Source organism: Neisseria sp. HMSC056A03 (genome assembly GCF_001815685.1).
GTDB classification, from domain to species: Bacteria; Pseudomonadota; Gammaproteobacteria; order Burkholderiales; family Neisseriaceae; genus Neisseria; species Neisseria subflava.
Genome location: NZ_KV821626.1, coordinates 70,862 through 84,110 on the forward strand (window position 1 = coordinate 70,862; position 13,249 = coordinate 84,110).

At 50.3% G+C, this 13,249-nt stretch carries 16 protein-coding genes; 7 read left to right on the forward strand and 9 right to left on the reverse strand.

Annotated features, from left to right (window positions below; genetic code table 11):
• Positions 1-27 precede the first annotated feature (27 nt).
• Positions 28-459, reverse strand: coding sequence for a ribosome maturation factor RimP (gene rimP, locus HMPREF3052_RS05275; RefSeq protein WP_003685973.1), 432 nt, complete (start codon positions 457-459; stop codon positions 28-30).
• 343 nt (positions 460-802) lie between these two features.
• Between rimP and serC the strand changes: the two genes are divergently transcribed.
• Positions 803-1,909, forward strand: a complete 1,107-nt coding sequence (serC, locus tag HMPREF3052_RS05280) for a phosphoserine transaminase (protein ID WP_070748983.1) — start codon at positions 803-805, stop codon at positions 1,907-1,909.
• Positions 1,910-1,971: 62 nt separating this feature from the next.
• On the opposite strand, the gene HMPREF3052_RS05285 is transcribed toward serC, so the two are convergent.
• The 3 genes from HMPREF3052_RS05285 to rnhA form a co-directional block, all read right to left on the reverse strand.
• The gene (locus HMPREF3052_RS05285; protein ID WP_070748985.1) at positions 1,972-3,165 is read right to left on the reverse strand and encodes an LD-carboxypeptidase; all 1,194 of its coding nucleotides are present in this window, start codon (positions 3,163-3,165) and stop codon (positions 1,972-1,974) included.
• 73 nt (positions 3,166-3,238) lie between these two features.
• Positions 3,239-3,637 carry an HIT family protein gene (locus HMPREF3052_RS05290; protein WP_070748987.1) on the reverse strand — a complete coding sequence of 133 codons (399 nt, stop codon included), beginning with the start codon at positions 3,635-3,637 and terminating at the stop codon, positions 3,239-3,241.
• A 321-nt stretch (positions 3,638-3,958) separates the two neighbouring features.
• A complete protein-coding gene (gene rnhA, locus HMPREF3052_RS05300) occupies positions 3,959-4,396 on the reverse strand; it encodes a ribonuclease HI (RefSeq protein WP_036473212.1) in 438 nt (145 codons plus the stop codon).
• A 119-nt stretch (positions 4,397-4,515) separates the two neighbouring features.
• Between rnhA and HMPREF3052_RS05305 the strand changes: the two genes are divergently transcribed.
• Together HMPREF3052_RS05305 and tehB are read left to right on the forward strand one after the other, a co-directional pair.
• Positions 4,516-4,905, forward strand: a complete 390-nt coding sequence (locus tag HMPREF3052_RS05305; protein ID WP_049329817.1) for a PH domain-containing protein — start codon at positions 4,516-4,518, stop codon at positions 4,903-4,905.
• Between the two features lie 12 nt (positions 4,906-4,917).
• A complete protein-coding gene (tehB, locus tag HMPREF3052_RS05310; RefSeq protein WP_070608010.1) occupies positions 4,918-5,787 on the forward strand; it encodes an SAM-dependent methyltransferase TehB in 870 nt (289 codons plus the stop codon).
• Between the two features lie 56 nt (positions 5,788-5,843).
• On the opposite strand, the gene HMPREF3052_RS05315 is transcribed toward tehB, so the two are convergent.
• Both HMPREF3052_RS05315 and HMPREF3052_RS05320 read right to left on the reverse strand, forming a co-directional pair.
• Positions 5,844-6,344, reverse strand: coding sequence for a GNAT family N-acetyltransferase (locus tag HMPREF3052_RS05315; protein ID WP_070748991.1), 501 nt, complete (start codon positions 6,342-6,344; stop codon positions 5,844-5,846).
• Positions 6,345-6,357: 13 nt separating this feature from the next.
• Entirely contained in the window at positions 6,358-6,894 is a 537-nt protein-coding gene (locus HMPREF3052_RS05320; protein ID WP_070749084.1) for an isochorismatase family protein, read from the reverse strand.
• A 153-nt stretch (positions 6,895-7,047) separates the two neighbouring features.
• On the opposite strand from HMPREF3052_RS05320, the gene argS reads away from it, so the two are divergent.
• Positions 7,048-8,766, forward strand: coding sequence for an arginine--tRNA ligase (argS, locus tag HMPREF3052_RS05325; RefSeq protein ID WP_070748993.1), 1,719 nt, complete (start codon positions 7,048-7,050; stop codon positions 8,764-8,766).
• 157 nt (positions 8,767-8,923) lie between these two features.
• Here argS and HMPREF3052_RS05330 read toward each other — a convergent pair whose 3' ends face one another.
• Positions 8,924-9,280, reverse strand: a complete 357-nt coding sequence (locus tag HMPREF3052_RS05330) for a SpoIIAA family protein (protein ID WP_070748995.1) — start codon at positions 9,278-9,280, stop codon at positions 8,924-8,926.
• Positions 9,281-9,298: 18 nt separating this feature from the next.
• Positions 9,299-10,189, reverse strand: coding sequence for a DMT family transporter (locus HMPREF3052_RS05335; protein ID WP_070748996.1), 891 nt, complete (start codon positions 10,187-10,189; stop codon positions 9,299-9,301).
• A 174-nt stretch (positions 10,190-10,363) separates the two neighbouring features.
• Here HMPREF3052_RS05335 and HMPREF3052_RS05340 point away from each other — a divergent pair, with 174 nt between their 5' ends.
• A complete protein-coding gene (locus tag HMPREF3052_RS05340) occupies positions 10,364-10,711 on the forward strand; it encodes a cupin domain-containing protein (RefSeq protein ID WP_003686176.1) in 348 nt (115 codons plus the stop codon).
• 73 nt (positions 10,712-10,784) lie between these two features.
• Here HMPREF3052_RS05340 and HMPREF3052_RS05345 read toward each other — a convergent pair whose 3' ends face one another.
• On the reverse strand, positions 10,785-11,537 hold the full coding sequence (locus HMPREF3052_RS05345; RefSeq protein WP_049329823.1) for a CPBP family glutamic-type intramembrane protease: 753 nt from the start codon (positions 11,535-11,537) through the stop codon (positions 10,785-10,787).
• Positions 11,538-11,742: 205 nt separating this feature from the next.
• Between HMPREF3052_RS05345 and HMPREF3052_RS05350 the strand changes: the two genes are divergently transcribed.
• Together HMPREF3052_RS05350 and HMPREF3052_RS05355 are read left to right on the forward strand one after the other, a co-directional pair.
• Positions 11,743-12,141 carry a DUF350 domain-containing protein gene (locus HMPREF3052_RS05350; RefSeq protein WP_193699298.1) on the forward strand — a complete coding sequence of 133 codons (399 nt, stop codon included), beginning with the start codon at positions 11,743-11,745 and terminating at the stop codon, positions 12,139-12,141.
• 50 nt (positions 12,142-12,191) lie between these two features.
• Positions 12,192-13,205: an SPFH domain-containing protein gene (locus HMPREF3052_RS05355; protein ID WP_070748998.1), complete on the forward strand. Its 1,014-nt coding sequence runs from the start codon at positions 12,192-12,194 to the stop codon at positions 13,203-13,205.
• Positions 13,206-13,249: the final 44 nt, after the last annotated feature.

The following is a 13,249-nucleotide window of genomic DNA, read 5'->3' on the forward strand; positions in this document are numbered from 1 at the left end:
TTTCTAGAATCTCCAAGTAATCGGTTTTTAAAATTTAAATTCGGGGCGTAAACGGGCTTTGTCGATGTTGCTCAATTCGATTTGGGCAGTTTTGCCGTCGAAAGAGACGGTAACGATGTCGTTTTCGCAAGATTCAATACGGCCGATGAAGTTTTTCTGACCATCAATCGGCAGGCGTGTTTTGATTTTGGCGTTCTGGCCGGCAAAGCGCACGAAGTCGGCGGCTTTTTTCAACGGACGGTCAAGGCCCGGGCTGGAGATTTCCAAACGTTTGTAGTCGATGTCTTCAACCATAAACACGCGGCTCAGATGGTTGCTGACAGTGGCGCAGTCTTCGACGGTGATGCCGCCTTCTTTATCGATGAAAACGCGCAAATCGCCTTGTGCGGTCAGTTCGAAATCGACCAGCTCATAGCCCAAACCGGGCAGGGTTTTATCAAGAATGCTTTGAATATCCATGCTTCTCCAGAAGTACATAAACAAAAAAATGGCCGCGCGGCCATTTTTCGTGTGATTTGAAAAATTGGCCTATTATAACTGTTTTCAAGATAAAAGAAAAGTGTTGATTTGGCGTGGATTTTTTGAAGTGATTGCTTAAATGTAAAGGGTAGGGTCGAGGCCGTCTGAAAAGGAAATTGTTGACAAGTTTTGATATGATGGTTTTGAAATTATTTTGGAAAACAAAGAATTGGTATTGCTTTGTTTTCAGACGGTCTTGGATTTTCTGATTTTTCGTGCTTGCACAATGTGCAAGGCGGTTCTACAATTTCTTTATACCCACCGAATAAGAAAGAAGGCCGCCATGTCCGCACACCCGATTTACAATTTTTCCGCAGGTCCTGCCGTATTGCCGGAAGCGGTATTGCGTACCGCGCAACAGGAAATGCTCGACTACAACGGTACGGGTTTCCCCGTGATGGCGATGAGTCACCGTTCGGATATGTTTTTGAGTATTCTGCATCATGCCGAACAAGACTTGCGCCAGCTTTTGAATATTCCGTCCAACTATAAAATCCTGTTTTTACAGGGCGGTGCGACCACGCAATTTAATATGGTGGCCATGAATTTGGCGCACGGTTTTGCGACTGCCGACGCGGTGGTAACAGGCAACTGGAGCCGTATTGCCTATGAACAGATGAGCCGTTTGAGCAATGCCGAAATCTATTTGGCTGCGCATGGCGGCGAGCGATATGCCTATAAAAACCTGCCTGCGGTGGAGGATTGGGATGTCAACCCGAATTCTGCGTTTGTTCATTTTGCGATTAATGAAACCGTAAACGGCTTGCAGTATCAAAACGTCCCCAAACTTTCAGACGGCCTGCCGCCGCTGGTATGCGATATGTCGAGCGAGATTTTGTCGCGTGAGTTTGATGTATCCGATTACGGCTTGATTTATGCCGGCGCACAAAAAAATATCGGCCCTGCCGGTGCGACCGTGGTCATTATCCGCGAGGATTTGCTGGAGCGTTGTCCGAACGATATTCCCGATGTGTTCAACTACCGCTCTCACATCAACCGCGACGGTATGTACAACACGCCGTCCACCTATGCGATTTATATGTCGGGTTTGGTGTTCCGCTGGCTACAAACGCAGGGCGGTGTAAAAAAAATTGAAGCGGTCAACCGAATAAAGGCGCAAACCTTGTATGAGACGATAGATGGCAGCGGCGGTTTTTACATCAACGATATTCATCCTGATGCACGCTCCAAAATGAACGTGGTCTTCAAAACCGCAAGCGAAGACTTGGACCGCCGTTTTGTGTTGGAGGCCGAGTTGCAGGGCTTGTGCCTGCTCAAAGGCTATAAAACCGTAGGCGGTATGCGTGCCAGCATTTACAATGCGATGCTGCTTGAAGGTGTGAACGCGTTGGCCGACTTTATGAAAGATTTCCAACGACGTTACGGTTAAGATTTAAGATAAAAAGGCCGTCTGAAACTGGATTTCAGACGGCCTTTTGATTTGAATAAGCCTTATTCAGTGACTTCTTCAGTGATGCTGTCGCGGTAGATGGTGCTGTCGTAAGTCGGAACAGGAGGCGGCAGCAGGTTGTCGAGCGTCAGCGCGGACGGGTTCAGCGTCGGATAGCCACTGAAGGTGACGGAATAACCGCCGTTGCCGGTACTGCGGACTTTGGCATGCGCGCCCAACGGAAAAGTGGTTTTGTTGGTAATGTGGCCGAATGGGAAACCGGTCAACACAGGAATCTTTGCAGTGCGCGAAATGTGGTTGACGACGGCGGAGAAGTCGTAGCTGGAGTCGTACACGTCGCGGATGGTGCCCATGCGGAAATCGCCGAAGATGATGGCACGTTGTTTTTGCAAAACACCTGACAGATAAAGCGTGTTGAGCATGCGCTCGATGCGGTAGGGTTGCTCGCTGACGTCTTCGATAAAGAGGATGCCGCCTTGAATATCGGGCATGTAAGGCGTACCGGCGAGGGAGGCGAGAACGCTGAGGTTGCCGCCCCACAATGTGCCTTCGACGTTGACATCGGCGCGTTGGATGGTTGCGACATCGACGATGTTGACGTTGTTGGTCGTGCCGCGGATGAAAGAATCCATGGTAAAGACGCTGGGGGCAGCTTTGCCGAATTCGCTGTACACCATCGGGCCGGCAAAGCTCATCATATTGCCTTTGGCTAACAGGGCAAGTTGGACGGCGCATACGTCGCTGAAGCCGAAGAACAATGTGCCGCGTTCGCGCATTCTGGCGCCGAGTGAGGCAAAGTCGATTTGAGGCAGGATGCGTGCCGCGCCGTAGCCGCCGCGCAGGCCCATCAAGACTTTGGGCGTTTCGACACGGCTGCTGGCAACGTCTTGAAAGTCTGCGGCGCGTTGGGCGTCGCTGCCGGCAAAGCGTTGGTAACGGCGGCTGCCTGCCTGTTGGTTGGTCACGGTAAAGCCTGCGTTGTAGAGGCGAGTCAGGCCAGTGGTCACGCGGTTGGGGTCTTCGGCGAAGCCTGACGGCGCAACAACGCGCAGGAGGTTGTCGCCGGAACGTGGCGGATGGGGTTGCTTAGGTTGCACGGTTTTGGCTTTCGTGGTGGTAGATGTGGTTTTGGTTTGCGGCGTGGTGGTCGTGCCTGTGCCGCAGGCTTGCAACAACCCTGCACCTGCCGCGGCAGAACAGGTACGCAGGAAATGGCGGCGCGTGGTGGAGTTCATTGAGGTTTTCCTTTCGTTATATGTTCAGATGGCCTGAACTTGGCGTGTCGGACCTTACAGGCCGTCTGAAAGTTTAAGCGATTAAGTTTTTGATTTGTTCCGGCCAATTTTCGGGCAAGGTCATACCGTGTTCGCGGACGGGCGTAGCCCAAATCGGCGCGGGGAAGTTGGCGTCGTTTTCAAAACGGGCGATGACGTGCCAATGCAGGTGGGGCACAACATTGCCGAGGCTGGCCAGATTGATTTTGGCCGGGCGGAAGACTTGGCGCATTGCGGCTTCAACCTGATACACCATTTCCATGATTTCGTTGCGTTCGGCAGGGGAAAGGTCGGTCATCTCGGAAACATGGTTATTCCAAATCACGCGGCAGAATGCCGGTGCGCCGGCTTCGTTGTGGACGGCGATAACGCGCAGGTTTGGCGTTTGCAGCAAAATATCTTCGTTGTCGGCAGTACAGATGGGGCAGGTCATGGGTTTTTCTTTCTCAGTCTGAATAGGAATCGGATGATTTCAATCAGGATTTTTAGAACGAGGTAAATAGCAGTCAGCGTGATGAATGTAAAAAACCACGGTTTGGGTATAAACCACCAAAATAAATAGGCGGGCGTGATTAAGTCGGCACATTCTTCGGCGGTCTTAACGTGGTCACACAAGCCAAAGTTAAAAAAATCATTGACATCATGAAAGGGCGAATAGGCGAACATAAGTGCTATTGGCGTCACACAAATCGATGTAATGATAGCAATCCAAAAGAATGGTTTGAGATATTTGAGTACAGTCATGGGTGAAGTGTTATGCAAATTTTGCCGCCCCTTGATTGGCGAGCTCGTCGGCTTTTTCGTTTTCAGGGTGTCCGGCATGGCCTTTTACCCAAGTCCAGCGGACATCGTGCTGTTGAACCAGACTATCCAGCTCTTTCCATAAATCGTCGTTTTTGACCGGTTTTTTGGCGGCGGTTTTCCAGCCGTTTTTTTTCCAGCCGTGTATCCAGCTTTCCATGCCGTTTTTGACGTATTGCGAGTCGGTGCAGATGACGACTTGGCAGCGGCGTTTTAAGGATTTCAGGCCTTCGATGACGGCGGTCAGCTCCATGCGGTTGTTGGTGGTTTCGGCTTCGCCGCCGAACAGTTCTTTTTCATGTGTGCCGTAGCGCATAAATACCCCCCAGCCGCCTGCGCCGGGGTTGCCTTTGCATGCGCCGTCTGTGTAGAGGTAAACGGGTTTATCCATGGGCATGTCTTTGTCGAATAAGGCGGTATCATAACATAAGGCCGTCTGAAATATCGGCAAATACGGTTTGCGCGTGTAAAATACCCTGCACTTATCACTCGTATAGAAAGCAGGTAGATATGGGATTGTTCAGCGGCCTTTTGGGCAATGCTTCGCAAAAAGACGCCGATGCGGTGGAACGCGATTTGGCGAATATCCTGATTGATGGCGAACAGGTAAAAATGGCATTCAGCCTGGTGCGCGATTTGATTGTGTTTACCGAATATCGGCTGGTGTTGGTGGACAAGCAGGGGTTGACCGGCAAGAAAGTGTCTTACCGTTCGATTCCGTACCGTTCCGTGTCGCGCTTTTCGGTGGAAACCTCGGGTCATTTCGATTTGGATGCCGAGCTGAAGATTTGGGTTTCTTCCAGCGAAGCACCGACCGAAACCTTGCAGTTTAAAAGCGACAAGAGCGTGATTGCCATTCAGAAAGCCTTGGCAGAAGCTGTGTTGAAACCGTCAAAATAGAAAGGAAACATGATGAGCGAACAGCAAGAATTGTTTTGTTACAAACAGATGCCGGTGTGGACGGCGGACGAGATTCCCGAAGCCTTGTTGTCCAAACACAATACCGCCGCCGGTACTTGGGGCTGCCTCAATGTCCTCCAAGGCCGTCTGAACTTCAATGAAGTGGACGAGGCGGGCAATATTACGGCCACGCACGAGCTGACGCCTGAAAGCGATGATTGGATTATTCATCCGCAAGCATGGCACTTTATCGCGCCGCAAACGCAAGACACGGAAATTCAACTGTCGTTTTACTGCGAGGCGGCGGACTATTTCAATAAGAAATACGGCATGAGCGCGACACATTCGGCCGTCCGCGCTGCCGAAGGCATCGTGCCCGTCGGCAAGGTTTTGGATATGGGCTGCGGTCAGGGTCGAAACGCGCTGTATCTGGGTTTGAAAGGTTTTGACGTTACCGCTGTCGATAATAATCCGAACGCGGTTCAAAACGTGGAAGAGCTGGCGCGTATCGAAGAACTGAATGTCCGCGCGTTTGAATACGACCTCAATGCCGCCAATATTCAGGAAAACTTCGATTATATGGTGGCGACCGTGGTATTTATGTTCCTGATGCCGCGTTACGTTCCTGACGTAATTGCCAATATGAAGGAACACACCAACCCCGGCGGCTACAACCTGATTGTTTCTGCGATGGATACGGAAGATTTCCCTTGCCCGATGCCGTTCCCGTTCAAATTCAGCGAAGGCGAGCTGCGCGAATACTATAAGGATTGGGAATTGGTGGAATACAAGGAAGAGCTGGGTTCGATGCACGCGAAAGACGAATTCGGCAATCCGATTCAGTTTAAATTCGTCACCATGCTGGCGAAGAAACCGGAATAAAGGTTTTACCGTAAAAAGGCCGTCTGAATTCAGTTTTCAGACGGCCTTTGTCGTAATCAATCCACAATCCTTTTGCCCAAAATCACGACGTCTGCCAACATGGTGTCCAAATCGCAGACTTGCGGCAGCCGCCCCCATTCTTCAAAACCGGAACGGTGAAACAGGTTCAGGCTTGGATAGTTGTGGCCGAACACAAGCGCGATGATGTTGTGGATGTCTAAGGACGGCGCGCGTTCGAGCATGTGCCGCAACAGGATTTTGCCCACGCCTGCGCCGCGCATATCGTGGCGGACATAAATGCTGACTTCTGCGCTGATGTGGTAGGCGTAGCGCGGATGGTAGTCGCTGAAACTGCCCCAGGCCAATACGGTGCCGTCGGTATCGTAAAGGGCGTAGATCGGGCGTTTGTCCGTGTGCGCGGCAAACCACATTTCGCGTTCGGCAACCGTGGTCGGCGACAAATCGGCCGTGGATTGGCGTGTGGCCACGGTGCTGTTGTAAATATCGACGATGGCGGGCAAGTCTTGGCGCAGGGCAGGGCGGATGGTGTATTGCATTTCAGACGGCCTGTTATTGAATCAGTTTGGAGATAGTCTTAAAGGCCGGATGTTTGGCATCGCCGAGCAGTTGGAACAAAATACTTTCGACATTGGAAATGATAATGCCCTGACGGCTCATTTGCGCCAAACCGTTGTCGCGGGTGGCCGTTGTGCGCGAGGCGGTGCATTCGAAAGGCAGGGATACGGCGTAACCTTGTGCTTTCAAATCCAAGGCCGTCTGAAGCATACAGATATGCGTTTCTGCGCCCACCAAAATAATGTTTTTGATGTCGTTTTTGCGTAATATTTCATGAATTTCGGGTAAAAACGCCGAAAATTGGGTTTTCTCGACAACAGGCGTGCCTTCGGGCAACAGCAGCGATACGGCGGATACAGTGTTGCCCAAACCTTTCGGATATTGTTCGGTTACGGCAAAGGGTACGTCCAAAGCCGTCAAGCCTTGAATCAGCAGGCGGCAGCGTTCCAACATTTCGTCTGCGCCGGAAAGGGCGGGCAGCAGGCGTTCTTGAATATCGACAATCAGACAAAGCGTATTTTTGGGTTTTATGGCTTTTCCTTTCAGACGGCCTCTATGGCAAAATCGTTTAATCAGAATGCAATCATATAACAAGCCGCTGGAAAAGTATTGCAGCTTGCCCTGTTTTAAAGCCCGAAATTCTTTTAAAATACCGCCTGATTTGAATTGATAGAGACCGACAACATGAATTTATACCAAACCGTCGAACGTGAAGCCCAAGCAGCCTTTGCCGCTGCCGGTTTGTCCGACAGCCCCGTCGTATTGCAGGTGGTAAAAAATCCCGACTTTGGCGATTTCCAAATCAACGGCGTGATGGGTGCGGCGAAAAAAGCCAAACAAAATCCGCGCGAGTTGGCGCAAAAAGTGGCCGAAGCATTGGCCGACAACGCCGTGATTGAAAGCGCAGAAGTAGCCGGCCCGGGCTTTATCAACCTGCGCCTGCGTCCTGATTTCCTCGCCCAAAACATTCAGACGGCCTTGAACGACGCGCATTTCGGCGTAGCAAAAACCGCCCAACCGCAAACCGTCGTTATCGACTATTCTTCGCCTAATCTGGCCAAAGAAATGCACGTCGGCCACCTGCGTTCCAGCATCATCGGCGACAGCATTTCGCGCGTATTGGAATTTATGGGCAACACCGTTATCCGTCAAAACCACGTCGGCGACTGGGGGACGCAGTTCGGCATGTTGGTCGCTTATTTGGTCGAGCAGCAAAAAGACAACGCCGCGTTCGAGCTGGCGGACTTGGAACAGTTTTACCGCGCCGCCAAAGTGCGCTTTGACGAAGACCCCGCCTTTGCCGACACCGCGCGCGAATATGTTGTGAAGCTGCAAGGCGGCGATGAAACCGTGTTGGCGTTGTGGAAACAGTTTGTCGATATTTCGCTCTCGCACGCCCAGGCCGTTTACGACACGCTGGGCTTGAAGCTGCGCCCTGAAGACGTGGCCGGCGAATCTAAATACAACGACGATTTGCAGCCCGTGGTCGATGATTTGGTTCAAAAAGGCCTGGCTGTCGAAGACGACGGCGCGAAAGTCGTGTTCTTGGACGAATTTAAAAACAAAGAAGGCGAACCCGCCGCATTTATCGTGCAAAAACAAGGCGGCGGCTTCCTCTACGCCTCCACCGATTTGGCTTGCCTGCGCTACCGCATAGATCGTCTGAAAGCCGACCGCCTGCTGTACGTCGTCGACCACCGCCAAGCCCTGCACTTCGAACAACTTTTCACCACTTCCCGCAAAGCAGGCTATCTGCCGGAAGATGCAAAAGCCGAGTTTATCGGCTTCGGCACCATGATGGGCAAAGACGGCAAACCGTTCAAAACACGCAGCGGCGATACTGTAAAACTGGTTGACCTGCTGACCGAAGCCGTCGAGCGCGCCACTGCTTTGGTGAAAGAAAAAAATCCCGAATTGGGCGCGGATGAAGCGGCGAAAATCGGCAAAACCGTCGGCATCGGCGCGGTCAAATACGCCGATTTGAGCAAAAACCGCACCAGCGATTATGTGTTCGACTGGGACGCCATGCTTTCGTTTGAAGGCAACACCGCCCCTTACCTGCAATATGCCTATACCCGCGTGCAAAGCGTGTTCCGTAAAGCAGGCGAATGGGACGCAAATGCACCAACCGTTTTGACCGAACCGCTGGAAAAACAGCTTGCCACTGAGCTTCTGAAATTCGAAGACGTGCTGCAAAGCGTGGCAGATACTGCGTATCCGCACTACCTTGCCGCCTACCTCTACCAAACCGCCACCCTGTTCAGCCGCTTCTACGAAGCCTGCCCAATCCTGAAATCAGAAGGTGCAACCCGCAACAGCCGCCTGCAACTGGCGAAGCTCACCGGCGACACGCTGAAACAAGGCTTGGAATTGTTGGGCATTGATGTATTGGATGTGATGTAAGTTTTTGAATAAAAATGATGAAAGGCCGTCTGAAACTTTGCGGGTCGCAAGGTTTCAGACGGCCTTTTTGATGCTTTGAAAAATATTGTGATACCGTTGATTTTGAGCCTAAGCGGTTTTGAATTTGCTCAGGTAATGCGTTCAGACGGCCTTATCTTTATTTCAAATTGCTTGCCAACAACCAAGCCTGTGCTTCGGTGGCATCGCTGAAATATTTGGGATGTTGGTTGGTCAAGAGGCTGGAAAGGCGCGCGCCGAGTTTGATCCAAATGTCGTCGGTAATGACGGCAACGCGGCCGAAGTCGGTTTCGTGTTGGTTGAGAAATTTGATTTGCTCGACCGCCATATCGATGGTGAAGTCTTTCAGCATGGACAAGTCCAACAGGATGTCGGGCAGATGGACTTTTTGTTTTTCGGCCAACAAGGCTTCTTCCAATTGGCGGAAATCGTCCAAAGTGAACTCGTTGTACAGCGCTACGTTTAAGCCGTAAGATTGTTCGCGGATGGAAATCATGGTGTTCTCCTTGTTAAATTATTGCTTCATCAGAAATTTTTTGATTGAGGCCGGAGTAAAACTGCTGAACACGCCGCCTGCAACAATAATAACCATGCCGGCGGCTTCCTGCCAAGTGATTTTATCGCCGAAAAGCAGTACGCCGGACAGGGCGGAGAAAACGACGGTCAGGTAGGAAAGCGAGGCAACGGTAAATTTCTTGCCGACCTTATAGGCGCGGGTCATGGCCAGTTGGGCAATCATGGCGGAGATGCCGATGCCGGCCAGATAGGGTAGGGAAGATACGGTCAGCGGATGCCAGCCGGTAAAGCAGCTCCAAATGGCGGACATAATCAGGCCGGTAAGCGACAGATAAAACACCACGCGCCAGCCCGGTTCGCCCAAAAGCGAGAGTTCGCGCACTTGCAAATACGCCCAGCCTGACATGGCGCCGCCTGCCAAACTGACCAGTGCGGCAAATTCCTGTCCGCCTTGAAAAGATGGATTGAGCAACAGGATAACGCCGATAAAGCCCATAATCAAAATGGCTTGGGTGTAAAGCGTAATTCGTTCTTTTAAAATGAAAAATGAAAAGATGGCAAGCCAGATGGAGGAGGTGTAGTTGAGCGTGACGCCTGTTGCCAGCGGCAGATGTATGACGGAATAAAGCGTGCACATCATGGCAAGCGTGCCGATGACGCTGCGGTTGAGATGGGTTTTCCAATGCGGCGTGGAAAATGTGTTGCCTTGCACTTTGGCCATGATGCCTAAGAACAGGGTGGAGACCAGCATGCGCCAAAAGACCAGCTCGCCGCTGGAAAAGCCGAAATATGTAGAGGCGGCTTTGACGGAGAGGTTCATGACGGTAAAGCTGAGCGCGGCAATAACCACCCATGCCGAGCCAAGCGGATCTTTTCTGACGGTTTCCATTTGATGGGTATGTAAAGCGATTTTATTAGTAAGAAAATATTATACAGGTCAATCAGGCCGTCTGAAAAATATCGTTGGGTTTCAGACGGCCTTTTTATTAGAAAATAAGAATTATTATTGAGTAATGAGGTGGGTTTTTATAGAATGGAAGCCCTATTTTAAGAAAGGCTTGCCATGAAAGTATCTAATATTTCTGCTGTATTGCTGTCTGCTTTGTTTTCCGTTGCCGTTTCTGCCGCGCCTTTGGGAGAGGTTTCTTCCGAAAACGGTAAAATTTTCAGCGGCGAAAATTACATGGTTGTTAAGAAAGACATGAAGAAAGGGGAGCAGATTAAACCGCACGATCATCCGGGCTTTAAAACGCTGATTTTTGCCGTTGGAAAAGGAAGCTTTGACGTGACGTTGAATCAGACTGAAAAGCATACGGTCGGCGCAGGCTCGGTGTTGAGGTTTGGCGGCGATGCAGTGATTGAGGCTGTTGCAACCGAAGATGCGGATGTGGCAATTACTTTGATTAAGTAAACCGATAGATGATAAAAGGCCGTCTGAACAATAATGTTTCAGACGGCCTTGTTTATTCATCCAACCGTTGCTATTAAGCGCAAATCAAATAGATGAAGCCGGAGCCGAAGATATCTGCCAAGGCGTGAATCAGGAAAAACGGCAGCAGGTTTTTGACTTTGTATTTGTAGAAGAAGTAGTACATCAAGCCGAAAACAACGCCGATAACGGTCGCCCAAAGCATGCCTTGGTAAGTATGGAAGGAGACGCGCACCAAGATCGAATAGGCCAATGCCTGCCATTTGTATTTGTCTTCCACGCAGGTCAAAAGACCGAGGAAACAGAATTCTTCATAAAAGCCGTTTAAAAGGCCGTAGAGGATGGCCATCGGCGCAAGGGCGGCGAATTTGTCGAAGATAGATAATGGCTTGATGTATTGGAAAATTTCAGTGGTGAAGTAATTGTAGCCGCCGCTTAACGAAGTCACCGCATCGGCGGTCAGACCCATCAGGATAAAAATTACAGGCGTCCAAAACAATACGCCTAAATTAAAGCGAATCGGCAACTGTTTGAAGTCGAAACGGCGGATAACGAGGTAAACCAGAGCAATAGCAAGCAGCGTCAGCTGCAGGCTCATGTTTTCCGAATAAGCCACGCCGGTTACCGCAGTATCGCGCACTTCTTCGGTAGCAGCGGCTGTTTCCACTTGCGGCATCAGGCTGGCGATATAAAGTTGGGTAGAACGGTAGGCAAATTGACCGAACAGGATGGCGGTTACAATCAGCATGTCAAACCAGCGCAGATGGCGCAAAGGCTCTTTAGGGCGGATGGCGGCGAGTATGCTCATATTCTCCTCGTTACTCTAATAAATAGCGGTGCGCAATAGTTACATAAATATACAAAAATTGTCAACAATTATCACAATAAAACATGAATTAAAAAATCTGACCGTTTCAGACGGCCTGAAGCGCTTCTAAAAATGCCATATTTTCGAAGGGTTTATCTTCAAAAATATGGCATAATCACTTTATTACAAAACAAGGAATCTTATCGTGAGTATTTCTCTGTCCCAATATCTGCTTTACCTGCAATATATGTTGGCAGGGGTTGCCATGACTGTAGTTTTCGGTGCCGTATATCTGCGGATTACCCCTGCCGAAGAATTGCGCCTGATTAAAAACGGCAACCTTGCCTGCGCCTTGGCGTTTGGCGGCGCGTTGGTCGGTTTCTGTCTGACGCTTGCCTCAAGCATTGCCCACAGTGTCAGCTTCATCGATTTTATCCTGTGGGGACTTGCCGCAGCAGTGATTCAGATTTTTGTCTATTTCGCTGCAACAATGATGATTAAAGGCGCTACCGCAGAACTCATTGGCAATAATGTCGCCGTCGGTGCGTTGTTTGGCGCAGTGTCTATCTCGATTGGTATTTTGAACGCTGCTTGCTTGACTTGAATACCCATACCTTGAATTTTGTATCCCGATTTATTTTATAAGGAGTTGAAATGTTCAACTTTATCAAAAAACAGTTTATCGACGTCATTCAATGGCCGAATCCCGATGACAGCCTGTTGATGTGGCGTTTTCCGATTGCCGATGAGGAGATCCAAAACGGTGCGAGCCTGACTGTGCGTGAGGCGCAGATGGCGATGTTTGTCGATGAAGGCGTAACCGCCGACGTGTTCGGTCCGGGGCGTTACACACTCAATACGCAAACGTTGCCTGTGCTGACCAACTTGAAAAACTGGGACAAGCTTTTTGAATCCCCTTTTAAATCGGATGTTTACTTTTTTAATACCAAACAACAGCTCGCACGAAAATGGGGTACATTCCAACCTGTTACCGTACGTGATGCCGAGTTTGGCGCGGTGCAACTGCGTTCGTTCGGTATGTATTCTTACCGCATCAGCGATCCGGCAAAATTCTTCAAAGAAGTCAGCGGCGTGGCGGCGCAATACAGCGGTGTAGACTTGGAAAACCAGCTGCGCAATATTGCAGTCACCCAATTGGCGGCCGCGTTTGGCAGCTCCGGTATTCCATTCTTGGATATGGCGGCGAACCAAGTTTTGCTGTCGCAAAAAATCGGCGAATTGCTCGGTGCGGAATTTGCCAAGCTGGGTTTGGCGCTGGAAAACTTCACTGTTGAAAGCATTACCTTGCCCGCGTCTATTCAGGCTGCGTTGGATAAGAAAATTTCGATGGGCATTATCGGCGATTTGGGACGCTACACCCAATATCAAACTGCCGAATCCATCCCGCTTGCGGCTCAAAATGAAGGCGGACTTGCCGGAATCGGTGCAGGTTTGGGCGTAGGTGCCGGTATTGGTCAGGCGATGGCGGGAGCCATGTCTGGCATGATGCAGCCGAATGTGCAACAGGCTCAGCAAAATGCTCAGCCGGCTGCCGAAGATCCGCAGGCGAAATTGGTGAAACTCAAGTCTTTGCTGGATGGCGGTTTGATTTCGCAAGAAGATTTCGATAAAGCCAAGGCTGAAGTGTTGAAACAGTTGATTGGTTAATCAATTGAAGGCCGTCTGAAAAATATCATTCAAAGAAGCGTTGA